Origin of the sequence: Streptomyces sp. NPDC096193 (assembly GCF_040302905.1) — a bacterium.
Classification (GTDB): Bacteria; Actinomycetota; Actinomycetes; order Streptomycetales; family Streptomycetaceae; genus Streptomyces.
The window spans coordinates 192,307-215,599 of the sequence record NZ_JBEOSJ010000008.1 but is presented as its reverse complement, the minus strand read 5'-3'; the positions used below and the strand labels follow the sequence as shown (position 1 = coordinate 215,599).

Here is a 23,293-nt window from a genome sequence, read left to right as displayed (position 1 = left end):
CCCGCCTCGTGAGCGGCCGCGCGGGCCCGTCCTCACGGATCACCACGCAGAACGGCCGCTTCCGGTTCGAACCCTACGTCAACCGCGGGGTGACGGAATTCCCGGAAGAGTGACCCGGATCCGGCAGCCGCGGGCGGATTCGGCCACGCCGATGCGCCCGCCGTGCAGATCCACCGCCCAGCGAGCGATGGCCAGGCCCAGACCCGTACCGCCGTCGCTGCCCTTGCCGTGCGGGGCCAGGATGCTGCCCCGGTTGAACCGCTCGAAGACCCGGTGGCGCTCCTGCTCGGGAATGCCCGGGCCCTCGTCGACCACTTCCAGGTCCAACGACTCCGGCTGGGTGCCGCGGCGCGCCCGTACCGTCACCCGGCCGTGCGGCGGCGAGTGCTTCACCGCGTTGTCGATCAGATTGGCGACCACTTGGTGCAGCCGCTCGGCGTCCGCGTGCGCGGTCAGCTCGGGCGGCGAGACATCCAGATGGAGATGCACGTCGGTACGGGTGTGGTTGCCCGAGCCCGAGGCCACACGGCGCTGGGCGGCGGCCAGATTGGCCTCCTTCAGCACCCCGGAGAGATACGGCCACACCTCGAAGCGCCGGGCCCGCAGCGGCACGACCCCGTTGTCCAGCCGGGACAGGTCCAGCAGCGTCTCGACCAGCCGGCCCAGCCGCTCGGTCTGCTTCAGCGCCGTGCGCATCGTCTCGGGATCGGCGGCGGAGACCCCGTCGACCACGTTCTCCAGGACCGCGCGCAGCGCGGCGATGGGGGTCCGCAGCTCGTGCGAGACATTGGCGACCAGCTCCTTGCGGTGCCGGTCCACCGCCTCCAGGTCGTCCGCCATGCGGTTGATCGTCGAGGCGAGGTCGCCGAGCTCGTCACGGCGGTCGGCGCCGCTCACCCGGCGGGTGTAGTCGCCGTGCGATATGCCCTTGGCCACGGTGTTCATCTCGTCCAGCGGCGCGGTCAGGCCGTGCGCCACGAACTGGGTGATCAGCAACGTGGCTATCACCGAGAAGACCGTGATGAAACGCAGCTCGGTCTCCGTGCGCAGGGCGACGACGAGCAGCCCCGTGGTGATGAAGACCGAGACGACGACGAGCGCGCCGAGTTTGGTCTTGATCGAGATCGACAGGGAGGCGGAGCGCAGCCTGTTCAGCCGGTCGGGGCGGCCGGGCGGCTCGTCCCGGAGGCGGCGCCTCATGGGGCAGGCGTCTCCAGGGCGTATCCGACGCCGTGCACCGTACGGATCCGCTCGGCGCCGATCTTCCGGCGCAGCGCCTTGATGTGGCTGTCGACGGTGCGGGTACCCGAGGCGTCGGCCCAGTCCCACACCTCCGCGAGCAGCTGCTCGCGGGACAGGACGGCGCGCGGGGTGTTCGCCAGGCACACCAGCAGATCGAACTCGGTGGGCGTCAGGTGCACGTCGTCGCCGCGGACGCGTACCCGGCGCTGGGCGTGGTCGACCTCCAGCTCGCCGAGACGCAGGATCCCGCTGCGCGGCGTCACCGCGGCGAGCGCGGCCCGCTCCACCCGGCGCAGCAGCACATGCACCCGGGCCGCCAGCTCGCGCATCGAGAACGGCTTCGTCATGTAGTCGTCGGCGCCGACGCCCAGCCCGACGAGCATGTCGGTCTCGTCGTCGCGGGCCGTGAGCATCAGCACCGGGACCGGGCGCTGCGCCTGGACCCGGCGGCAGACCTCGAGACCGTCGAAGCCCGGAAGCATCACGTCGAGGACCATCAGGTCGGGCTGCCAGGCCTCGGCCGCGTCGACGGCGGCGGGGCCGTCGGTGGCCGTCTGGACGAGAAAGCCCTCAGCCCGCAGTCTGGCGGCGATGGCGTCCACGATGGTCGAGTCGTCCTCGACGACCAGCACCCGGCGCTGAGCGCCTGGCGTGGCCGCGACGCCGTTGTGCGTGGTGTGTGTCTGCTCCATCGCCCGCCCCTGTACGCGTTCTCGCGAGTTGCATCTGGTTATTTGATCCGGTGTGTAGGTGAGCAGCGTAAAGGCAGTCGCGGCGTCCCGGCTACGCAGGGCTAACGGCGAGATGGACCACGTCAGGTACGCCTCGGGCAAGGCGGATCTCTTCGGTTCTTACCCCGCTGAATCCGGCATTCCGCAACGCATCCTCAAAAGCCGGGGAAGGCTGGGCCGACCACACGGCCAGAACTCCGCCGGGCGTCAACCGGTCCTGGCAGGCGGCGAGTCCGTCCGGGGAGTAGAGGCTTTCGTTGTCGTCCGTGACGGTCCAGTCGGGCCCGTTGTCGATGTCGAGGCACAGGGCGTCGTAGTGGTCGGCGGACTCACGCAGATGCGTGAGGAGGTCCGTGTGCAGGATCACGCAACGGGGGTCGCCGAGCGCCTCACCGGAGATCCGGGCGAGCGGTCCCGAGCGGTGCCAGTCGATGACCGCCTGCTCGCGCTCGACCACCGTGATCCGGCGCCAGCGGGGGTCGGCGGCGGCGTGGGCCAGCGAGAAGCCGACCCCGAGTCCGCCGATGAGCAGGGCGGACGGGTGTTTGCCGCTGGCCGTGAGCGCCTCGCTCGCCGCGTCCACCAGCAGCCGTTCGGAGCGCCCGTCGGAGGTGTCCATCAGGAAGCATCCGTTGGCGATGATCTCGTGGTGCTCACCGCGCTGCCGCAGCACGATCTCTCCGTAGGGTCCCTCGCGCCGGTCGAGGGTGACGGGAGTTTCGGCGTCGGCGTGCAGCGGCATGGCAGTACCTCCGGATGGCTGGCCGTCGATGGCGTCGACCATGCTTGCGGGACGGCGCGACCGGGACAAACCGATATTCCGGAGCGCGGGCCCGATGGGCTCCTGCCCCGGGGCGGCGTCCGCACGCGTGCCGTGTTCGCGCCGACGGCGAACACGCGGGGCGCGGACGGCGGGGTGCGCGGCCCGCGACGTACGGGCGAGGACGCAGGTTGCCTCGTGTGGCGTACGTCATGGACGCGGGTCACGCTGATCGCTTGGGTGGGGTTTGTTCGGGGGCTTGGCGAAAGGGGCCTCACGCCGTGCACCAGCACCCGAAGGGCGACCGGACCAGGCGCGACCGGACCACCGCGGGCGACGGAGTTCAGCGCACCATGCCGGAGCGGGCTCAGGAAGGCCGTCCCGACGAGGTGCTCGGGGAGCAGGCCGCGCTCACGGAGCTGCTTCCCGCCATTCCGGCGCAGCGGACCGGGCCCGTACGCGCCGGACAGCCTCCCGCCGTGCCCTTCCCGGCCGCCGACCCGCTGCGGACGCCCCGGTGGCGGCAGGCTCTGCGGCTGCTGCCCACTCCGACCGGTGCCCCCTTCACCTTCGGGTACCTCCTCGTTCTGCTCGCGACCTCCCTGTTCGCCCGCTACGCGGACCCCGCCACTGTCTCCGCGCTGCTGCACGGATCCAGCACCGATGTCGCCCATCTGGCGGACAGGCCGCTGCTGGTTCTCGGTGCGAGCGCCCTGTGGATCGCCGGCGGTCCGGCGTCCCCGTACGCCATCGCCTTCGTCGTCGTGCTGACCGCGCTGGAACGCCGCATCGGCGGTTTGCGCACCGCTTTCGTCTTTCTCGTCGGCCATGTCGGGGCGACCCTGGCGACCGAGGTCCCGGTCGGTGTATCCGTGGCGGTCGGCCATCTGCCCGCCACCTCGCTGCACCGGCTCGACTACGGCATCAGCTTCGGGCTGATGGCGAGCGTCGGCGCACTTGCCGGACTGCTGAGCCCCGTCCTGCGGGTCACGGTGCTGGGCTTCGTCGCGATGACGCTCCTGCGGGACCTGCTCGCCTTCACGGACCCGCTCACCGACTGGGGCCATCCGCTGGCTCTGCTCGCCGGTCTCGCCTGCCTGCCCGTCGTCCGCCGCTGGGCGGGACGCTCGGGCGGCCGTACGCCGGTGCCTGCCTGATCCGTGAACGTGTACGGCCCGGGGGCCGGTCCTGCCGCTCTGGCGGGGCCGCGATCACCTCGCGCAGCCTCGGCACCTCGGCGGTGTCGTCCGTCGTGACCGTGTGACCGGCGTGGGTTCCGGTGGGTGATTCCGTCCACGCCGTGCTGCGGAGGGTGCGCGGCGGGCGGCGGTGAGGGCTGCGGAGGGGGAGGGGCTGATCGCTGAGAGCGAACAAGAGGCGGGGAACATCTGCGGCGCCCCAATCATTGAGTCCACATAGCTCAACTTCACTGCCTAAGGGGAGATCATGGCTTTGTCGTCCACACCACTCACCCTGCCCGTGCTGCCGCTCGATGACGAGGTCGTGCTGCCCGGAATGGTGGTGCCTCTGGACCTTTCCGACACCGATGTACGAGCCGCGGTGGAGGCCGCACAGGCCGCTGCCCGTTCCAGTGGGGCAAGCAAGCCACAGGTGCTTCTTGTTCCTCGGGTCGACGGCCAGTACGCCGCCACCGGCGTGCTCGGCACGGTCGAACAGGTCGGCCGGCTCTCCGACGGCGACCCCGGTGCCCTGATCCGCGGCCGCGGCCGCGTGCAGATCGGCGCGGGCACCACCGGCCCCGGCGCCGCTCTGTGGATCGAGGGCACCCAAATCGAGGAGACCGTTCCCGACCCGCTGCCCGGACAGGTCGCCGACCTGGTCAAGGAGTACAAGGCGCTCGCCACCGACTGGCTGAAGAAGCGCGGGGCCTGGCAGGTCGTGGACCGTGTCCAGCAGATCGACGACGTCTCGCAGCTCGCTGACAATTCCGGCTACTCACCTTTCCTGACCACGGCCCAGAAGATCGAACTGCTCGACACCGCCGACCCGGTGGCCCGCCTCAAGCTCGCCACCGAGCAGCTGCGGGAGCATCTGGCCGAGCAGAATGTCGCGGAGTCCATCGCCAAGGACGTCCAGGAGGGCGTCGACAAGCAGCAGCGCGAGTTCCTGCTGCGCCGACAGCTCGAAGCCGTGCGCAAGGAGCTGCGCGAGCTCGACGGCGACGGCGCCGAGGATGAGTCCGACGACTACCGGGCCCGTGTCGAGGCCGCCGACCTGCCCGAGAAGGTCCGCGCAGCGGCCCTCAAGGAGGTCGAGAAGCTCGAGCGGTCCAGCGACCAGAGCCCTGAGGGCTCCTGGATCCGGACCTGGCTCGACACCGTGCTCGAACTGCCGTGGAACGAGACGACCGAGGACGCCTACGACATCCAGGGCGCCAAGGCGATCCTGGACGCCGAGCACGCGGGCCTGCAGGACGTCAAGGAGCGGATCACCGAGTACCTGGCGGTGCGCAAGCGCCGTGCCGACCGAGGACTCGGAGTGGTCGGCGGACGGCGCGGGGGCGCGGTGCTGGCACTCGTCGGCCCGCCGGGCGTCGGCAAGACCTCGCTCGGCGAGTCCGTCGCGCACGCGATGGGACGCAAGTTCGTCCGGGTCGCGCTCGGCGGCGTACGGGACGAGGCGGAGATCCGCGGCCACCGGCGCACCTACGTGGGCGCGCTGCCCGGCCGGATCGTCCGTGCCATCAAGGAAGCCGGGTCGATGAACCCGGTGGTCCTGTTGGACGAGATCGACAAGGTCGGCTCGGACTTCCGGGGCGACCCGGCGGCCGCGCTGCTCGAAGTCCTGGACCCGGCGCAGAACCACACGTTCCGCGACCACTACCTGGAGGTCGAACTCGACCTGTCCGACGTGGTGTTCCTCGCCACGGCGAACGTCCTGGAGGCCATCCCGGAGGCCCTGCTCGACCGTATGGAGCTGGTCCGGCTGGACGGCTACACCGAGGACGAGAAGGTCGTCATCGCCAGGGACCACCTGCTGCCGCGCCAGCTGGAGCGGGCGGGCCTGCAGCCCGGCGAGGTCGTCCTGGAGGACTCGGCACTGCGCAAGCTGGCCGCCGAGTACACCCGTGAGGCGGGCGTGCGGAACCTGGAGCGTTCGGTCGCCAGGCTGCTGCGCAAGGTGGCGGCCCAGCACGAACTGGGCGAGCGGGAACTGCCGCTCACCGTCGGTTCCGAGCAGCTGCGCGCCCTGGTCGGACGGCCGCACCACGTGCCCGAGTCCGCGCAGGACCCGGCCGAGCGCCGTACCGCGGTGCCCGGTGTCGCCACCGGCCTCGCCGTCACCGGCGCGGGCGGCGACGTGCTCTTCGTCGAGGCGTCGCTGGCCGACCCGGAGACGGGCGGCTCCGGACTGACCCTGACCGGTCAGCTCGGTGACGTGATGAAGGAGTCGGCGCAGATCGCGCTGAGCTTCCTCCGCTCGCACGGCGCCGAACTGGAGCTGCCGGTCGCCGACCTGAAGGACCGGGGTGTGCACATCCACTTCCCGGCGGGCGCGGTCCCCAAGGACGGCCCGAGTGCCGGTATCACGATGACGACGGCGCTGGCGTCGCTGCTCTCCGGACGGCTGGTTCGTACGGACGTGGCGATGACCGGTGAGGTGTCGCTGACCGGCCGGGTGCTCCCGATCGGCGGTCTGAAGCAGAAGCTGCTGGCCGCCCACCGGGCGGGTACCACGACGGTCGTGATCCCGAAGCGGAACGAGGCCGACCTGGACGACGTCCCGGCCGAGATCCTCGAGAAGCTGGAGGTGCACCCGGTGACGGATGTCCGCCAGGTGCTGGAGATCGCGCTGGCCCCGGCGGAGGTCGCCGTGCCCGCGGCGGCCTGACGGAAGTCCGGTGACGCGAGAGCCCCGGGCGGAGGGAACACCCCTCCGCCCGGGGCTCCGTGCTGTCCGCCCGCCCCCGGCTCTAGCCCTTCGCCGCCTTGTCGTACAGCCTGCGCGCATCCGCGCCGAAGCGGACCGCCGTCGACTCGCGGTCCGTCTGTCCGCCGCTGGTCACGCCGATGATCCGGCCCGGGTGCTCGGCGTCGCGGTAGTCCGCGAGCCAGGGACCGCCGCTCGTGCCGTCCCAGAAACCGGCGCACTCCATCCGCAGTGACACCGCCGGCTCCGGGTCCTGCCGGGTGTCGGTGGTGCAGGAGATGGGCCGGTTCTGCGGGTTGTGGTCCGCGTTGGGGTGGCCGACGACGGTCACCCGGCGTTCGGCCGGGGAGGCCCAGTCCGCGGGGGTGCCGCCCACGACGTCCTGCACGGCACGGCCCTTCGCATCGGGTTCGAGCGTGAGGAAGGCGTAGTCGACGGCATCCGAGACGTCGGTGTTCCTGCGCCAGCGGTCGTCGACCTGGATGGCGCGGACCTTCCACCGTCCGTAGGGCGCCTTGCCGTTGCCCGGGCCGGTGAAGCCGGGGGCGAAGGTGACGTTCTCCATGTAGCTGCCGTACTCGAAGACGCAGTGGGCCGCGGTGGCGACGACATTGCCCCGCGGGCTGTCCACGACGCTCGCGGAGCAGTAGTGCACGCCGTCCTCGTCGAGCAGCACCCCGGCGGAGGCCGGCCCGGCGAACGGTGCCGCCGACGACTGCGGCGAGGGTCCCGGCGGCAGGGGCGACGGGCCGTCACCCGCGTCGGGATCGGCCGAGACCGGACCTCCGCACGCCGTGACGGCCGTGAGCAGCGCGAGGGCCGGCCACCTCGGCAGCCTCTTCGGGAGAGCGAACCACGTCATCCGGCCATCTTGCCCGCCGTCGGGGAGGAGTCCAGTGATCTCGGCAGAGCCGGTGATCACACTCCACGAACGCCTCTCAACGCGACGGTCCGCGCCGGCCCCGGCTCCGTCAGTGGAGCCAGCCCCGCAACGTCGCCTGCGCGCCCGCCTGGAAGCGGGTCTCCGCGCCCAGCGTCTGCAGTAAATGGCTGATTCTGCGGCGGGCGGTGTGCACATGGACCCCGAGCCGGCGGGCGATCGCCTCGTCCTTGAGGCCGGCCGCGAGCAGCCCGAGGAGTTCCTTCTGCGCCTTCGGGAGCGTGCGGTCCTCGCCGTCCGGGCCGCCGAGGGGTGTGGCGCGTTCCCAGACCGTCTCGAAGAGGGGGACCAGCGCGTTGTGCAGAAGGGCGTCACCGATGACCAGGGCGGTTGCCCTCGGATCCGCCGCGTCGGTCGGCGGGAGCAGGGTGATCCGGCGGTCCACGCAGATCAGTTTGGTGGGGACGGCGGTCGCGACCCGGGCCCGCAGCCCCCGTTCGACCAGACCGCTCACCGAGCCCATCCGGCCCGGAGTCGCCAGTCCGTCCCGGTCCAGGACGGTCCGCACCTCGATCTCGCGGTCGAGGAGCGCTTCGATACCGAGCCCGGCCTGCCCGGCACTGCCGTCGCGCGGGCCCTTCACATACGGCGGGCGGTCGAGGATCGCGACCTCGCGTTCCGCCGCCGCCAGCAGGTACTCCGCCCGTTCGCCGATCGCCCGCGGTCCCGTCACCACCTCGATCCCGCCCTCCGGGGCGGTGGGTGAGCCGGACATCAGCCGCCCGGCGATCCGGTCCGCGGTCATGCGTAATCGCTCCAGCTCGGCCGAGCGCAGATGCAGTTCGGCCTGGCGGCGGTGGATGAGCGTACGGATCGCGGCGGCGGGCGCCGCGGGATGCGGCAGCGCGCCGTCCCCGTCGCCCGGGACGGCCAGCCCGTGTTCGACGAGGTGCCCGAGCGCCAGGTCGAGACGGTCGCGCGGCAGTCCCAGGAGACGGGCCAGCTCCTCCGCTTCGAGCGCCCGTTCCTTGAGCAGTGCTTCGTAGGTGCGTTCCTCGGCGGCCCCCAGGCCGAGGGTCCGCAGTTCCCCCTCGCTCATGCCCGGGATTCTCACCTTGTCTTCACGGGCCACACAAGTGTGCGTGTCCACTTGTCAACGCGTCGGCCACATTGTTCGGTTGGCGCCTCACGGGTTTGCATGGCCATGACCACCTTTACGGCTTGACCAGCACGTGGGAGGGGTACGAACTGTGCGCAAGGCCAGAACAAGCACACGGAGACCGGGAGTTGCCAGGGGGACCGGTCTCGCCGCGCTGCTCGGCGCGGCAGGGTTGCTGCTGACGGCGGTACCGGCTCAGGCGGCCACCCCGCCGGCGGCCGCACCGCCCGCCGACGTCCTGCCGGGGGCAGGAACGGCCACCCCGTCGCTCGTCGACGGCATCAGGGAAGCGGCGGACGCCGGGGCGAGCCCCGCGGACGCGGCCCGTGGCCATCTGGACGCCAAGGAGAGCCGCTACCGGATCGCCGACGCCCGGCGCGACCTCGCTCCGCTCGCGACCGTCGAGCGTGGCAAGGAAGAAACCGTACGGCTCCAGCAGAAGCACCACGGGATAACGGTGTTCGGCGGGCAGTACGTGGTCCGCATGGAGCACCAGGGCGGCAAGCGGGTCGTCACCGGCACCTCCGGCAAGTACTTCACCGGTCTGAAGACCGGCACCACGGCCACGGTGAGCAACGAGACCGCGGTGCGACGGGCGGTCGCCGCGACGGCGGCCCAGCTCGGCGGCAAGACGCTGAGCAAGGCGGACGTCATCCGCGCCAAGGGCGCCGAGTCCGCCCGCGCGGCCGCGCTCACCGGCTCGGTCGCGGGCCTCGTGGTGATACCCCGGGGCGAGGGCGTCCTGGCCCACCAGGTGACCGTGCGCGGCGCGAACCCCGCCACCGGTGAACCCGTGCTCCAGCAGGTCTTCATCGACGCCCGCGCCGGCTATCCCGTCCTTCGGTTCAGCGGCATCAAGACGCTGGCCGAGCAGCGCAACGGCGCGTCCGGCGAGGCCCCCAAGGCGGCCGCGCGAGGAGCGGGCTCCGCCACGGCGGACGCGATCCCCGGCACCGAGGGCACGGGCGTCAAGCTGGACGGGACCAGGGTCGGCCTGAATCTCGTCTTCGACGGGAACGCCGCCACGTACCTGATGAGCGACACCGAGCGCATGGCGGCCGGCAGCAAGAACACGCTGACCACCTGGGACGCGCGGCAACTGGACGTCAATGACGTCCTGGGCGTGTGGCCCGGCGGCATCAAGGAGTTCGCCGACCCGTCGAAGGACGTCGGCAAGGACGCCACGGACGCCGGCGCGGTCGACGCGCACTGGGCCGCCGGCCGGGTCTACGACTACTACCGCGACGCCCACGGCCGCGACAGCCTCGACGCCCGCGGGATGACGGTCAACTCCCTCGTCGGCGTCACCAGTTTCGGCTTCCCGTACGTCAACGCCTTCTGGGACGGCCAGAAGATGGTCTACGGCGGCGGCGACGAGGAGTACAAGCCGCTCTCCGCCGACCTCGACGTGGTCGGCCACGAGATGACCCACGGCGTCGTGGAGAACACCGCCAACCTGGTCTACGCGGGCCAGTCCGGCGCCCTCAACGAGGCCGTCGCCGACTACTTCGGCAACGCCATCGACCTGGCCGCCTCCGGCGCCTCCATGGACGACCCGGACTCGGGTCTGATCGGCGAGGACCTCTGCCGTACGGCGGCGCCCCGCGCCTGTGCGCTGCGCGACCTCAACGACGGTGCGAGCACCTCGAAGAACTTCCTCGGGGTCACCTACTCCACCGACAACGGCGGAGTGCACCTCAACTCCACGATCTTCTCCGGCGCGCTCTGGGACCTGCGCCAGGACGTGGGCGGCGAACTCACCGACCGGATCGTCTACAAGGCGCTCGCGGAGTACCTGACCCCCCTCGACGGCTTCACCGACGGCCGCAACGCCGTCCTGGCCGCCGCCAAGGACCTGGGTGCCGACGCCAAGCAACTGAACGCCGTGAAGCGGTCGTTCAACGCCCACGGCATCGTGGCCGGCTGGGAGGACGCCCTCGGCGTCGACTCCGACCAGCTGCTTGGCAAGATCAACACCACCGGCACCGGCGCCCAGGCGGGCGGCGGCCAATGGGTCGTCTCGCAGTCCGACGACGAGGGCTCCGAGCCGTACTCCGTCTACACGGGCCGCACCGACGGCAGGGGCGCGGTGAAGCCGGTCAGCCCGAACGACGGCCGCTACCACGTCTACCCGGCCACCGACGGCAAGACCGTCGTATGGGCGGCGTACGGCACCACCAGCCTGGACATCCTGTCCCGGCCGGTCGCCGGCGGCCGGATCAAGAAGCTCTACACCTCGTTCAGCGACATCAGCGGACTGCGGGTGGAGAACGGTGTGGTCGTCTTCGAGACGTCCGGCATCTTCGGCGACCGCCATGTCGGCTATCTGCGTCCCGGTGACACCCGGCCCACGCTCGTCGACGGCGGCGGCTTCGACATCCTGACCGCACTGCCGGCCATCAGGAACGGCAAGCTCTCCTACGCCAAGCTCTATCCGACCCCGGACGACTACAAGCTCGGCGTCGAGATCCTCGACCTGAAGACCGGCAAGGCGGCCCTGGCCCAGCAGCTCGGCGAGCCGCAGGTACTCGGTCAGACCGGGGTGAACGCGACCCACGCCTTCTGGCTCGTGGACGAGAACCTGAACGACGACGGCCGGATGGGCATCCGCAGGTCGGCGCTGGACGGCACCGGCACGGTCGACATCAGCTCGGAGCGCAAGCCGAAGGCGCTGGTCTCCTTCGACCTCACGGTCTCCGACACCGCCGTCACGGTCAACAGTCAGGTGCCCGACCTGGCGCTGCGCAACGAGACGCTGCCGAAGATCTGGCAGCTGACCACCGACGGCTCGCGCCAGGAGCGGCTGTCCTGCAACCGCGGCGAGCAGATCTCCCCGGCCGCGGTCTCCGGCCGTCAGGTGGTCTGGATCGACGGCACCACCGGCTGGACCGACCTGGTCACCCGGGACCGTCCCGCGGGTCAGTGCGGCTGACCTGCTCGCACGGATGACGTGACCGACAGAGGGACCCCCGGCGCCCGTGCGCCGGGGGTCCCGTCCGGTCCGCCACAATAGAGTGATGAACACGACGCCCCGGCAGGCCGGGAACGGCGAGCTGCGGGCGGACTGCGGGAACTGCTTCGGGCTGTGCTGTGTGGCCCTGCCCTTCACCCGGTCCGCGGACTTCGCGCTCGACAAGGACGCCGGCACCCCCTGCCCCAACCTCGCCGCCGACTTCCGCTGCGGCATCCACACCCGACTGCGGCCGAGCGGCTTCACCGGCTGCACGGTCTACGACTGCTTCGGCGCCGGGCAGAAGGTCTCGCAGGCCATCTTCGGCGGCAAGGACTGGCGGGCGGCCCCCGACACGGCCGCACAGATGTTCGCGGTGTTTCCCGTCGTCCGTCAGCTCCACGAGCTGCTCCGGTATCTGAACGAGGCGCTCACCCTGGAGCCGGCCCGCTCCCTGCACGGCGAGATCCGGGGCCTGTTGACCGAGACCGAGGCCCTCACCGAGCTCGGACCCGACGCCCTCGTGGAACTGGACGTGGCGGCGCACCGGCAGCGGGTCAACATGGTCCTGCTGCGGACCAGCGAGCTGGTACGGGCCGGAGCGGGCCGCGGGAGGAAGGACCGCAGGGGAGCGGACCTGCTGGGCGCCCGGCTGAGGGGTGCGGACCTGCGGGGCGCCAGCCTGCGCGGCGCGTATCTCATCGCCGCCGACCTCGGCGGCGCCGATCTGCGCCTCGCCGACCTCATCGGAGCGGACCTGCGGGACGCGGACCTGTCGGGGGCGGACCTCAGCGGCAGCTTCTTCCTCACCCAGCCGCAGCTGAACGCGGCCCGGGGGGACGCCTCCACCAGGCTGCCGGGAACACTGGACCGCCCCGCGCACTGGTCCTGAGACCGGGGGAGACGCGGGGCGGTGAGGGTCGCAGGGCCGTTCCGGCGGTTGCCGGACGGTACCGGGGTCAGCCGTTCGCGAGGGCCACGACCCGGTCGTAGGCACCGTTGAACCGGTCGTGGTCGCCCACGGTCGGTCCGGACGAGGTGTACTGCCACATGGTGTGGGTGCCCCAGCCGGCGGGGAGAGGGCCGGGAGTGGTGTCGTAGCGCGCGATCCACAGCGGATTGCTCGTGCCGAAGCCGGCGTAGTTGCCGGTGCACTGGGTCCACCAGGTGGTGGCCGTGTAGATCACCGCGTCCCGGCCGGTCAGGACCTTGTAGCGATTCAGGAAGTCCCGGATCCAGGTCACCATGCCTGTCGGGGACTTGCCGTAGCAGGCGTCGCCGTAGGGATTCCACTCGATGTCCAGCGCGCCGGGGAGGGTGCGGCCGTCCTGGGACCACCCGCCTCCGTTACTGACGAAGTAGTCGGCCTGGGCGGCACCGGTCGTCGTGTCGGGCGTGGCGAAGTGGTACGTGCCGCGGATCATCCCGATGTCGTACGAGCCGCCGTACTGCTGGGTGAAGTAGGGGTTCCGGTAGTAGGTGCCCTCGGTGGCCTTGACGTAGGCCCACTGCACACCGCTGCTCCAGAGCGTCGGCCAGTCGACGTTGCCCTGGTGGCTGGAGACGTCGACGCCTTCCGACTGGGCGGCGCGGCTGCTGCGCGGCACTCCTCCCTGGCCGTCGTGCGCGATGACGCCCATGCCCAGATAGGCGGAGCCCCGAGGGGGGACGTCGTCGGCGCCGGCGGTGCCGGGGAGGGTGAAGAGGAGGGAAAGGACAGCGAGGAGTGCGCCGGACACTGCGATGAGGGAGCGGCGGGATCTCCTCGCGGGGCGGAGGGGAACGGTCGTTCCGGATCTTTGCACGGGCACAAGCGTGCCTCCGAAGATCTCGGCGGGGGGACCTGAGGACGCGCCGCCAGGCGGCCGTCCCAGGCATATGATGTGGACATGACACGCGGCAGGCCGCGCACGTGGGGCGGCCCGGAGGAAGAGGGGCGGGGAGCTGCCATCGGTCTACACCTGCGAAATACTGGTGGAGCGGCGAAGGTGTGAATCGTTGACAGAAGAAACCGGGATCGGGAAAGCGCGCGAGGGGTGCTGACGTGCACAAAAGCGGTACGAGCGGGGAAGCGGGCCCACAGGCCGAGAACGGCGTGGACCACGAATTCCTGGCTCTGGAAAGGGAGTTGGCTGTCTTTCTGCGTCGGGCGAGGGCGTCGTCCGGCGAGATGGCACGTGAGGTCCACCCCGAACTGGAGCCCGCTGCCTACGGCCTGCTCGTCCGGCTCGACGAGACGGGACCGCAGCGCGCCACCGACCTCGCGGTGTACTTCGGCGTCGGCAAGGCGACCATGAGCCGGCAGTTGCACGCCCTGGAGGAGCTCGGTCTGGTGACCCGCGAGCCCGATCCCGCCGACGGCCGCGCGTCACTCGTCCGGCTCACCGAAGAAGGTCTCGCGCGATTCCGCCGAGTGAGGGACGCCCGCCGTGACCGCTACGTCCGCAAGCTCGCGGGCTGGGACCGCGGCGAGATCGCGGAGCTGGCGAGGCTGCTCCATCAGCTGAACGCGCGGGCGGAGAGCTAGATTTCACCCCCGGCCGCTCGCCCGGTGGGATGACCGCTGACGCCGAACGAGTGGCCGCGCCCGCGAGTCCGCGCACGGCCGGGGTCTGTCGCCTGCCGCCGCCGAGCGGGTGGCCGGGGCCGTGGTGCCTGCCTGCGTCGTACGGATGGACTGCTGCCGCTGCCGCCGCCGCTGCTGCTTCCGCGGCCGGACGGGCGGCCGGTCCCGGGTTGCTCTCGGAGCGGCGCTGTTATGGGGATGTTCGGCATCTTCGAGGGCGGGATTCCGTTCGCTGCCGCCCGGCCCGCGCAGGTGATACCGGCGAACATGCTCGGTGGTGCGGTGGCCGGCGCGATCGCCGGTGTCGCCTCCGTCGAGGACGCCGTACCGATCGCACGCCGGACGGGTGGTCGTCCTCGGTTGCTCTCGGACGTCGGACGGCCGGTCCCGGGTTGCTCTCGGACGTCGGACGGGTGGCCGTCCTCGGTCGCTTCCCGACGTCGAACGGGTCGCGGACCCGGCTCCCCGACGCGGCCGAACGAGTGGCGGGCGCCGCTGATCGGACCGGCGGGCCCGCCCCCGTTCATCGGACCGGCTTGCCCCCGCTCATCAGACCGGCGGGCCCGCCCCCGCTCAGAGCTCCGCGAAAACCACCGCCGCGTCGTCGTGCAGCTTCCAGCGGATCACTTCCGTACGCTCCTCCGCCTCCGCCTCGACCGCCCGGACCCGGTCGATCAGGCCCTGCGGCCCCTCCTTGCGCAGCAGCGCCACGCACTCGGCCCAGGTCCCCTCGGCGAACATGTCGACCCACCGGGAGGCGCCGTCCGTCAGTGCGGCCACCGCGCGGACCTCGGCCCGGGGTGTCCGGCCGGTCACCGCACGGGCCGCCACGGCCGGGTCGGCCGCGGCGGTGAAGAACCCGCCCTCCGCATTGCGCAGGAGATCCGCCGTGGCGTGCGTCCGCAGCTGATCCCGCGGCAGCCGGTCGATGCGGTCGTCCAGCACCGCCCGCACCTCCCCGTCGGGCGACTCCAGCAGCAGCGCCGAGTCGGAGAGCACCAGATGCTCCACGTCGTCCTGCGGGCCGCCCCAGCGCACCATCACCACGGTGGCCTGCGGCGTGCGCACGTGAGAAAGGTCACAGGTGTCGCGGTGGGCGTCGGCGGTGCGCCGGATTGCCGCCGAGAGGGCATCGGCCAGTGTCATATCCCGGAGTGAACCGGACAGTTCGATCAGCGCGCCGCCGAGCCGTGCGGTGAACCACGGCACCCCGTGCACACATCCGAAATCCGACACCGGGGGGGTCACGCCGTCCAGTACTACCAGCGTTCCCCCCTGACCCGAGGCGGGAAGGGCGACCGACGCCCAGTCCTCGTTGGGGCGTTCGGGCGAGCCGGGTGCGGTCGCGAGTTCGATACGCATGATGCCCAGTCTGCACGACTCGTTCACGATGCCTGCACCACTGTCGAAATGCCCCGTACCGGCAGGTCAGGGCATGTTTCTGGGGGACGGGCCGCCCGGCGGCGAAGCTGCGGGCGCGCATCTTGCCAAAGCCCGGCCGGAAGATCCAGCCGACCGCCCGGAGAGGGCCGATCCGCGGACGGGCGCGAGTTGTTTGCCAACTCCCGATTGCTGTTCACTCGTTCAGGTGGCGGAGCGGCCGATGCGCGCCTCCCTCCCAGGAGCACTGCAATGGTCTGAAGCCGTGCAGGGGGCGGGAACTCGCGTGTGACCGGTCGTCATCTCTGCTGCAAGGGCGGACAAGTCAAGCAGGATTGCGAGCACCGGTGCAGAAGAAGCGGCCTCAGGCCCCCCTGGTCCCTGAGACGTTCCCGGCACAGGAGACCTCGCCGGATCCCGCCGCGCGCGGCCGCACGAAGCGGGTGCGCAGCCGGCTGGTCGCGGGCGTCGCCGTCGTCGGCCTCGTCGTCATCGCCGCGGGAACCCCGGGCATCCTCAACGCCTCCGCCGAACTGAACGAGTCCCAGCGCCTCGTCACTCTCGCCGGACTCAACCGCCAGGCCGTCACCCTCGCCCACTCGCTCGCCGACGAGCGCGATGAGGTCACCTCGTACATCGCGGCCGGACGCGAGGACCAGGAGGGCGAGGAGAAGGACCGGCGGGTCATCTCCGACAGCACGAGCGCCCGCGTCGACCGGCAGATCGACGAGATCGGCAGCCTCATCTCCGGCGACCACGCCGGACTGGGGCGCGAACTGGCCGCCGTGCCCTCCGTGCGCCGCACCGCCCTGACGGGCAAGGGCACCGCCACCGAGGCCCACCGGGCGTACTCCGCCGTCATCGCCCATCTGCACGCGGTCGCCGACGAACTCACCGAGAAGACCCCGCCGCGGGCCTGGGGCGAGTCCCGGAGCGCGTCGGGTGGCGACACCCGCGCGCCCGCCGAACTCGGGCTCGCCGTCGAGCAGGCATCCGCCACCCGCGGGCTGCTGCTCGCCGCGCTCGCCGTGCCGGGCAAGGGCACCACCGAGACCATCGACCCGATCACCGGCTTGCCCGTCCAGGAGGAGGAGGCCGACGCGCCGGGCGACGCCCTGCGTAACGGCCTGAGCGGCGCGGCCCAGCAGGCCCGCGTACGCGAACTCGCCGCGCTGGCCGACTTCGACCAGGCCGCGGGCAAGGGCGCCCGCGACTCGCTGGCGGCCACCGTCACCGGACCCGAGATCAAGACCGCCGAGAGCTATCTCGCCCGTCTGACGGACCAGCCCGTGCTCTCCAAGGGCGAGCGCAAGTCCGACCACGAGAAGGTCGAGGCCTCGCTGACCGCCCGCATCGAGCAGATGCGCAGCGTCGAGTCCTCTCTCGCCTCCGGCCGGATCACCAGCTTCGAGAAGCTGCGGGACGACGACGTCACCGCCCTGGAACTCCAGATCGCCCTCGTCGGCGGTCTGCTGATCCTCGCCATCGGCGTCTCCTCGGCCGTCGCGCGGACCCTCACCCGTCCGCTCGCCGTCCTGCGCATCGGCGCGGCCCGCCTCGCGGCGGCCCCCGAGGTGGAGGAGCCCGTACGCTTCACCGGCCGCAACGACGAGTTCGCCCAGGTCGTGCGGTCGCTCAACACCCTGCACGGCAAGCTGCGCGAGCTCTCCCTGCGCGCCGAGCGGCTGGAGGGCGACCGCGGCGACCTGGCCGGTGCCCGTGACGAACTGGCCGCCGAACTCGCCACCGGCCGCGCCGAACTGCAGCACCGCACCGAGCAGCTGACCGCCGAGCTCACCCGGCTGCGCACGACGATCGACCACACCTTCGTCAACCTCTCGCTGCGCACCCTCGGCCTCGTGGAACGTCAGCTCGGCGTCATCGAGAAGCTGGAGGACCGCGAGCAGGACCCGGAGCGGCTCGCCACGCTCTTCAAGCTCGACCACATGGCCACCGTCATGCGCCGGCACAGCGAGAACCTCCTGGTCCTCGCCGGCGCCGAGCACGGCCACGCGAACCCCGGTCCCGTGCCCCTCGTCGACGTGCTGCGCGCGGCCGTCAGCGAGATCGAGCGGTACGAGCGGGTCGTCATCCAGTCGCTGCCGCCGCACGCCCAGGTCGCCGGCTTCGCCGCCGACGACCTCAGCCACCTGATCGCCGAACTGCTGGAGAACGCCACCTCGTTCTCCCCGCCGGACGCCCAGGTCGAGCTCTCGGGCTGGCTGCTGGAGAGCGGCGAGGTGATGCTCTCCGTGCAGGACAGCGGCATAGGGATGACCGGTGGCCGGCTCGCCGAACTCAACGAGCGGCTGGAGAACCCCGAGGGGTACGAGACCCGTCCGGACAAGGACGGCGACGGCCTCGGGCTCCGGGTCGCCGGTCTGCTGGCCGCACGCCACGGCGTACGGGTCCAGCTGCGGGAGCAGAAGCAGGGCGGCATCACCGCGGTGATCGTGCTGTCCAGGGGCCTGCTGCCCAAGGAGCCGCCGGCCGAGCAGCACACCGCGAGGACGGCGGACGCCACGCCCGCGGTCCAGCAGCCGGGCTCCGTCGCCGAGGCCAACTCCAACGCCCTGCCCAGCAGTCCGCGACAGCTCGCCCACTCCGCCGACCCGCTGGTGGCGGCCGCCGAGGCCTCCGTCCGGGCGGCCGAGGCGGACGCGGAGGCGGAGAGGCACGAGCGCACGCCCGACGGTGAGCCGGAGACCGTCGGGACGGACCAGGCGACGTTCGAGATGCGTCTGCCGGAGACGGCGGAGCCGGCGCCGCAGGCACCCTCCCCGGTTCCCGCCCAGGCCCCTGCCGAGACTCAGGACTGGACCCAGGCGCTGCCCGCCGAGCCCGAGTCCCGGCCGCGGCCGGAGCCCGTCGGCGACCGGCCCGCGCCCGTCTGGGACCGCGTCACCGACAAGGGCCTGCCCAAGCGGACGCCCAAGGTCGTCCAACCCGCCACCACGCCCGGCGAGCGCACCGGCAGCATCGATGCCGACGCCCTGCGCCGCAGGCTCGGCGGCTTTCAGCAGGCGGCCGAGGAGGGCCGCCGCGATGCGCAGTCGGAGATCGAGCGCACCGCACCACAGACAACAACAGAAGATGCGGGGGACACAGTCGAGGAGGCACGCAGTTGACTGCGACCGGGACGTTCGGCCTGAGCAGTGAAGCCCGCAATCTGCACTGGTTGCTGGGCAATCTCGTGGAAGAGGTGCCGGGCGTGCGCTCGGTCGCCGTCGTCTCGTCGGACGGACTGCTGCTCCTGTCCTCCGACCCGGCACAGAACGCCGCCCCCGCCGAGGCCCCCCGCCGGGAGGGCCCGCGGGGCTCCAGCGCCGACCTCGCCACCATCGTGTCCGGCATCGGCAGCCTCACCGTGGGCGCCGCCCGGCTGATGGACGGCGGCGGTGTGAAACAGACGATGGTCGCCATGGAGGAGGCCAGCGTCTTCGTCATGTCGATCAGCGACGGCTCGCTGCTCGGCGTCCAGGCCGACGCCGACTGCGACATGTCCGTCGTCGCCTACCACATGGGCATGTTCGTCGGCCGCGCCGGACACGTCCTCACCCCCGAACTCCGCAACGAACTGCGCCAGTCGTTGGAGGGCTCCCAGTGACGTCCGCCCGCAAACTTCCGGTGCGCGGCGAGAACCGCCGCCCCGCCCGCGTACGCCCGTACTCCCTCACCGGAGGCCGCACCCGCTTCGGCCATGTGCTGCTCGTCGAGACCTTCGTCGCGGCGCTGGAGGCGCCCGCCGAACGCAGACAGCTGCCCCAGGGCGACCTGTCCTCGCGGGTCATGCCCGAGCTCCAGGCCATCGTCGAGCTGTGCCGCCGTATGCGTACCGTCGCCGAGATCTCGGCGATCCTCAAGATGCCACTGGGCGTCGTCAGGGTCCTTCTCAGTGACCTCGCCGACCAGGGAAAGATCCGTGTGTACGGCACCGGGCACGGGCCCGGACGGCCCGAACGCGCACTGCTCGAAAGGGTGCTGAGTGGACTCCGCCGCCTCTGACACGCTTCCCGTCCGGCCCGCCCCGGAGCCGGAGACCGGCCCGCCGCCGGCCGCCGACGAGGGACTCAAGGACTGGCAGCTCGACCACACCCGTGCCCCCACCGCCACCAAGGTCGTGGTCGCGGGCGGCTTCGGTGTGGGCAAGACGACCTTCGTCGGCGCGGTCTCCGAGATCACACCGCTCCAGACCGAGGCGCTGATGACGACGGCGAGCGAGGAGACCGACGACCTCACCTCGACGCCCGACAAGACGACCACCACCGTCGCCATGGACTTCGGCCGGATCACGCTGGACGACGACCTCGTCCTGTACGTGTTCGGGACACCCGGCCAGCAGCGCTTCTGGTTCATGTGGGACGACCTGGTGCGCGGTGCGATCGGGGCGATCGTCCTCGCCGACACCCGAAGGCTCCAGGACTGCTTCCCGGCGCTCGACTACTTCGAGAGCAGCGGGCTGCCGTACATCGTGGCCGTCAACCACTTCGAGGGGTCCGAGCTGTTCGAGGCCGAGGACGTGCGGGAGGCCCTGACGGTACCCCTGCACGTGCCGGTTGTGATCATGGACGCACGCAGCCGGATCACCGTGATCGAATCGCTGCTCGCGCTGGTCGCCCACGCGCTCGAAGCAACCCCCGAACAGTCCTGACAGACGAAAGAGACTCCCCGATGCGGAAGATACTCATAGTCGGAGCCGGCCAGTCCGGTCTCCAGCTCGCCCTCGGCCTGCAGTCGCAGGGCTACGAGGTCACCCTGATGTCCAACCGCACGGCCGACGAGATCCGCTCCGGCCGGGTCATGTCGACGCAGTGCATGTTCCACACCGCGCTCCAGCACGAGCGTGACCTGGGCATCAACTTCTGGGAGTCCCAGGCCCCGCGCATCGAGGGCCTCGGCGTCTCCGTCGCGGGACCCGAGTCCCAGAGAGTGATCGACTGGGTGGGCAAGCTGGACGGCATCGCCCAGTCCGTCGACCAGCGGGTGAAGATGGCCGGCTGGATGGAGACGTTCGCCCAGCGCGGCGGACAGCTCGTCATCCATGGTGCGGCCGTCTCCGACCTGGACTTCTTCTCGCGCACGTACGACCTGGTGCTCGTCTCCGCGGGCAAGGGCGAACTGGTCTCCATGTTCGGCCGGGACGCCTCCCGTTCCCCGTACGACGCCCCGCAGCGCGCGCTCGCCGTCGCCTATGTGCACGGCCTCGGCCCGCGCCCGGAGCACCCCGACTTCGACGCGGTGCGCTGCAATCTGATCCCCGGTGTCGGCGAGCTCTTCGTGATGCCGAGCTTCACCAACAGCGGACGGGCGGACATCCTGTTCTGGGAGGGCATCCCCGGCGGACCGCTCGACGCCTTCCAGGGCATCAAGGACCCGGCCGAGCACCTCTCCCTGACGCTCGAACTCATGGAGAGGTTCACGCCCTGGGAGTACGCGCGGGCCACGAAGGTCGAACTGACCGACGCGGGCGGCACGCTCTCCGGCCGCTACGCCCCGACCGTACGCAATCCGATCGGCCGGCTGCCCGGCGGCGGCCTGGTCCTCGGTGTCGCGGACGTCGTCGTCGCCAACGACCCGATCACCGGCCAGGGCTCGAACTCGGCGTCCAAGTGCGCCGCCGCGTACCTCTCCTCGATCGTCGAGCACGGTGACAAGCCGTTCGACGAGACCTGGATGCAGTCCACGTTCGACCGCTACTGGGACACGGCCCGGCACGTCACCAAGTGGACGAACGCCATGCTCGGCGTCCCGCCGGAGCACGTGCTCAACCTGATCGGCGCCGGCGGGCAGTTCCAGCCCGTGGCCGACCGCTTCGCCAACGGCTTCAACGACCCCGCGGACTTCGAGAACTTCTTCTTCGACCCCGCGCTCACCGAGGCCTATCTGGCCGAGGTCGCCGGAGCCTCCGGGGCCCCCGCCTCCGAGTAACCGGTGTCCGGCCCCGCCGTGGCGCCCTCAGGGAGCCGCGGCGGGGTGTACTCCTCCAGAGGGCTGCCCTTCGGGTCGGGCCGCACCGCGCCGATCAGCGGGTTCGCCGCGATGGGGGAGACCTTCACCGTCGCCCCGGGACGCGGTGCCTGGATCACCATGCCGTCGCCCAGATAGAGGGCCACATGGGTGGCCCCGGCAAAGTAGACCACCAGGTCACCCGGGCGCAGTGAGCGCAGAGGGACCTTGGGAAGCTTCTCCCACTGGGACTGGCTGGTGCGCGGAATCGTGCGTCCCGCCGCCGCCCAGGCCTCGGAGGTCAGCCCCGAGCAGTCGTACGAAACGGGACCCTCCGCGCCCCACAGATACGGCTTGCCGATCTGCTCCACCGCGTACCGCAGCGCCTTCTCGCCCTCCTCGGTCGGCATCCGCTCCCCGTCGAGCACCCCCGAGGCGAGGATCTTCTCCTGCGCCTCGGCGGTGTCCGACTCCTCCAGCGCGGTCAGTGCGGCGATCTCCTCGGGGGAGAGCGAGGCGAGCATCTCCTCGACGGCCTTCAGCCGGACGGCCGCCGTGTCACGGGCCCGCTTCTGCCGGGCGGCGAGCGTCTGCTCCTTGTCGAGCGCCGCACGGGAGGCCGCCGCGAGCGCGGACGCCCGCCGGGCGCCCTTCTCCAGCCGGTCGGTGGTCGCCAGCCGGTCGGCCGCCGCACGCTCCATCAGATGGTCCTCGTCCAGGGCGTGCTGGGGGTCGCGGGCGAGGAGGAGCCGCACGTAGGCGGAGAGTTCGGAGCGGCCCTGGTACTGCTGGCGGGCGAGCCGTCCGGCGTCGCCGCGGCTGTCGGCGAGCGCGTTGCGGGCCCTGGCGAGCTCGCGGCCGACGGCGGCGGTCCGGGCCTGCTGGGCCTTGAGCTGCTCCTCGGTGGCGTTGTACGCCTCGCCGGCCTCCTCGGCCTGCTGGTACAGCGTCCGGAGCCGGGTGAGCATCTGGGGGACCGTGGTGGGCAGGGCACCCGCCGCGCCCTCCGCGGTGTCGTCGCCGCCGGTCCCCGGCCCTTCGGTCTCCGGCCCCGCGGTCTCGTCCGCCGGCTCGTCACCGGTCTCGTCCCCCTGCCCGGTGACCGTCCCGGCCGCGTGCCCGGCCGGTGGTTCCGGTACGGGTTCCGCCGCGGCCGGTACCGCCGCGATCACCGTCGCCGCGGCCAGGGCCGCCGTACAGACCGTGCGCAGCAACCTGCCTGACACCTCATCACCTCCGGCTGACGGGCGGGCACTCCGCCCCACAGCCGATCGTGGGAGCCCGCAAGCCAGAGCGCGCCGCGAGTGGTCGATTCAGCGCAATGCCGTCATCCGTCGAGGGGGAGTGCGCGCGACCTACGGCGTGTCGGGGCGGCGGCCGGGCTTCGACCAGGGCCACTTCAGTTCACGGCGTTCCTTGCCGCCCGGTGCGTACTCGTACTTCCAGCCCCGCTGCAGACCGAGCCGCTTGGTGTAGCCGGAGGGGACACGCCGGTACGTGTGCACCGCCGGCGGGGCGCCGTCGTCGTCGGGCACGGGGACCTGGTACCACTTCGGCGGATGTCCGGTCGGTCCCACCAGGACCGGCAGTACCCGCCCGTCCAGCGGCCCGCCCACGAAGGGGGTGTTCTCACTTCTCACCCGGTCAGTGTCTCCCGTCCCTCCGGCCCGTCCGTCACCGGGCGCGCCGCGGCGCGCCCCGCACCCGCGGGAGCGCGGCCGGGCCGTACGGCGGACACCGAGCACTGTTTCGAACGGATCCCCGTACCTGACTCATTGACAGGCCAAA

The 23,293-nt window shown here is 71.6% G+C and carries 19 protein-coding genes; 10 read left to right on the top strand and 9 right to left on the bottom strand.

Translation table 11 applies throughout. From position 1 onward, the window contains the following. Nucleotides 1-78: 78 nt before the first annotated feature. From ABTX78_RS15145 to ABTX78_RS15135, 3 genes are all read right to left on the bottom strand, one after another. Nucleotides 79-1,200, bottom strand: a complete 1,122-nt coding sequence (locus tag ABTX78_RS15145) for a HAMP domain-containing sensor histidine kinase (protein ID WP_352207242.1) — start codon at nt 1,198-1,200, stop codon at nt 79-81. Beyond that, on the bottom strand, nt 1,197-1,934 hold the full coding sequence (locus ABTX78_RS15140; protein ID WP_352207241.1) for a response regulator transcription factor: 738 nt from the start codon (nt 1,932-1,934) through the stop codon (nt 1,197-1,199). The genes ABTX78_RS15145 and ABTX78_RS15140 overlap by 4 nt, the downstream gene beginning before the upstream one ends. Before the next feature lie 91 nt (nt 1,935-2,025). Further along, complete coding sequence (locus ABTX78_RS15135) at nt 2,026-2,715, bottom strand: spermine/spermidine synthase domain-containing protein (RefSeq protein ID WP_352207240.1); 690 nt, start codon at nt 2,713-2,715, stop codon at nt 2,026-2,028. A 299-nt stretch (nt 2,716-3,014) separates the two neighbouring features. Here ABTX78_RS15135 and ABTX78_RS15130 point away from each other — a divergent pair, with 299 nt between their 5' ends. Beyond that, complete coding sequence (locus tag ABTX78_RS15130) at nt 3,015-3,890, top strand: rhomboid-like protein (RefSeq protein WP_352207239.1); 876 nt, start codon at nt 3,015-3,017, stop codon at nt 3,888-3,890. Between the two features lie 289 nt (nt 3,891-4,179). Beyond that, nucleotides 4,180-6,585, top strand: coding sequence for an endopeptidase La (gene lon, locus ABTX78_RS15125; protein ID WP_352207238.1), 2,406 nt, complete (start codon nt 4,180-4,182; stop codon nt 6,583-6,585). Between the two features lie 82 nt (nt 6,586-6,667). Here the strand turns inward: lon and ABTX78_RS15120 are convergent, their stop codons facing one another. Beyond that, nucleotides 6,668-7,486 (bottom strand): trypsin-like serine peptidase, encoded by an 819-nt coding sequence (locus ABTX78_RS15120; protein WP_352207237.1) that lies wholly within the window; start codon nt 7,484-7,486, stop codon nt 6,668-6,670. Between the two features lie 109 nt (nt 7,487-7,595). Then, on the bottom strand, nt 7,596-8,603 hold the full coding sequence (locus ABTX78_RS15115; RefSeq protein WP_352207236.1) for a helix-turn-helix domain-containing protein: 1,008 nt from the start codon (nt 8,601-8,603) through the stop codon (nt 7,596-7,598). A 151-nt stretch (nt 8,604-8,754) separates the two neighbouring features. Here ABTX78_RS15115 and ABTX78_RS15110 point away from each other — a divergent pair, with 151 nt between their 5' ends. Together ABTX78_RS15110 and ABTX78_RS15105 are read left to right on the top strand one after the other, a co-directional pair. Continuing rightward, a complete protein-coding gene (locus tag ABTX78_RS15110; RefSeq protein ID WP_352207235.1) occupies nt 8,755-11,595 on the top strand; it encodes a M4 family metallopeptidase in 2,841 nt (946 codons plus the stop codon). An 85-nt stretch (nt 11,596-11,680) separates the two neighbouring features. Further along, on the top strand, nt 11,681-12,505 hold the full coding sequence (locus ABTX78_RS15105) for a pentapeptide repeat-containing protein (protein WP_352207234.1): 825 nt from the start codon (nt 11,681-11,683) through the stop codon (nt 12,503-12,505). Between the two features lie 67 nt (nt 12,506-12,572). Here the strand turns inward: ABTX78_RS15105 and ABTX78_RS15100 are convergent, their stop codons facing one another. Next, nucleotides 12,573-13,424, bottom strand: coding sequence for a lysozyme (locus ABTX78_RS15100; RefSeq protein WP_502993873.1), 852 nt, complete (start codon nt 13,422-13,424; stop codon nt 12,573-12,575). 233 nt (nt 13,425-13,657) lie between these two features. On the opposite strand from ABTX78_RS15100, the gene ABTX78_RS15095 reads away from it, so the two are divergent. After that, nucleotides 13,658-14,140, top strand: coding sequence for a MarR family winged helix-turn-helix transcriptional regulator (locus ABTX78_RS15095; protein ID WP_352207232.1), 483 nt, complete (start codon nt 13,658-13,660; stop codon nt 14,138-14,140). Nucleotides 14,141-14,752: 612 nt separating this feature from the next. Here ABTX78_RS15095 and ABTX78_RS15090 read toward each other — a convergent pair. Beyond that, entirely contained in the window at nt 14,753-15,541 is a 789-nt protein-coding gene (locus tag ABTX78_RS15090) for a protein phosphatase 2C domain-containing protein (RefSeq protein WP_352207231.1), read from the bottom strand. 365 nt (nt 15,542-15,906) lie between these two features. Between ABTX78_RS15090 and ABTX78_RS15085 the strand changes: the two genes are divergently transcribed. The 5 genes from ABTX78_RS15085 to ABTX78_RS15065 are packed head-to-tail and all read left to right on the top strand — an operon-like array spanning nt 15,907 to nt 21,487. After that, entirely contained in the window at nt 15,907-18,687 is a 2,781-nt protein-coding gene (locus ABTX78_RS15085; protein ID WP_352207230.1) for a sensor histidine kinase, read from the top strand. Next, nucleotides 18,684-19,166, top strand: a complete 483-nt coding sequence (locus tag ABTX78_RS15080; protein WP_352207229.1) for a roadblock/LC7 domain-containing protein — start codon at nt 18,684-18,686, stop codon at nt 19,164-19,166. The genes ABTX78_RS15085 and ABTX78_RS15080 overlap by 4 nt, the downstream gene beginning before the upstream one ends. Further along, nucleotides 19,163-19,564 (top strand): DUF742 domain-containing protein, encoded by a 402-nt coding sequence (locus ABTX78_RS15075; protein WP_327680338.1) that lies wholly within the window; start codon nt 19,163-19,165, stop codon nt 19,562-19,564. Before ABTX78_RS15080 ends, ABTX78_RS15075 begins: the two co-directional genes overlap by 4 nt. Continuing rightward, nucleotides 19,545-20,210 carry a GTP-binding protein gene (locus ABTX78_RS15070; RefSeq protein ID WP_352207228.1) on the top strand — a complete coding sequence of 222 codons (666 nt, stop codon included), beginning with the start codon at nt 19,545-19,547 and terminating at the stop codon, nt 20,208-20,210. The genes ABTX78_RS15075 and ABTX78_RS15070 overlap by 20 nt, the downstream gene beginning before the upstream one ends. A 20-nt stretch (nt 20,211-20,230) precedes the next feature. Next, entirely contained in the window at nt 20,231-21,487 is a 1,257-nt protein-coding gene (locus ABTX78_RS15065; protein ID WP_352207227.1) for a styrene monooxygenase/indole monooxygenase family protein, read from the top strand. On the opposite strand, the gene ABTX78_RS15060 is transcribed toward ABTX78_RS15065, so the two are convergent. Further along, nucleotides 21,439-22,731 carry a C40 family peptidase gene (locus ABTX78_RS15060; RefSeq protein WP_352207226.1) on the bottom strand — a complete coding sequence of 431 codons (1,293 nt, stop codon included), beginning with the start codon at nt 22,729-22,731 and terminating at the stop codon, nt 21,439-21,441. The two genes, ABTX78_RS15065 and ABTX78_RS15060, sit on opposite strands and share 49 nt — an antisense overlap. Before the next feature lie 129 nt (nt 22,732-22,860). Then, entirely contained in the window at nt 22,861-23,145 is a 285-nt protein-coding gene (locus ABTX78_RS15055) for a DUF8847 domain-containing protein (protein WP_352207225.1), read from the bottom strand. Nucleotides 23,146-23,293: the final 148 nt, after the last annotated feature.

Coding starts and splice junctions, on each gene's coding strand:
- ABTX78_RS15135 (WP_352207240.1), bottom strand. CDS start 2,715: ATGCCGCTGCACGCCGACGCCGAAACTCCCGTCACCCTCGACCGGCGC.
- ABTX78_RS15065 (WP_352207227.1), top strand. CDS start 20,231: ATGCGGAAGATACTCATAGTCGGAGCCGGCCAGTCCGGTCTCCAGCTC.
- ABTX78_RS15090 (WP_352207231.1), bottom strand. CDS start 15,541: ATGCGTATCGAACTCGCGACCGCACCCGGCTCGCCCGAACGCCCCAAC.
- lon (WP_352207238.1), top strand. CDS start 4,180: ATGGCTTTGTCGTCCACACCACTCACCCTGCCCGTGCTGCCGCTCGAT.
- ABTX78_RS15115 (WP_352207236.1), bottom strand. CDS start 8,603: ATGAGCGAGGGGGAACTGCGGACCCTCGGCCTGGGGGCCGCCGAGGAA.
- ABTX78_RS15140 (WP_352207241.1), bottom strand. CDS start 1,934: ATGGAGCAGACACACACCACGCACAACGGCGTCGCGGCCACGCCAGGC.
- ABTX78_RS15105 (WP_352207234.1), top strand. CDS start 11,681: ATGAACACGACGCCCCGGCAGGCCGGGAACGGCGAGCTGCGGGCGGAC.
- ABTX78_RS15145 (WP_352207242.1), bottom strand. CDS start 1,200: ATGAGGCGCCGCCTCCGGGACGAGCCGCCCGGCCGCCCCGACCGGCTG.
- ABTX78_RS15120 (WP_352207237.1), bottom strand. CDS start 7,486: ATGACGTGGTTCGCTCTCCCGAAGAGGCTGCCGAGGTGGCCGGCCCTC.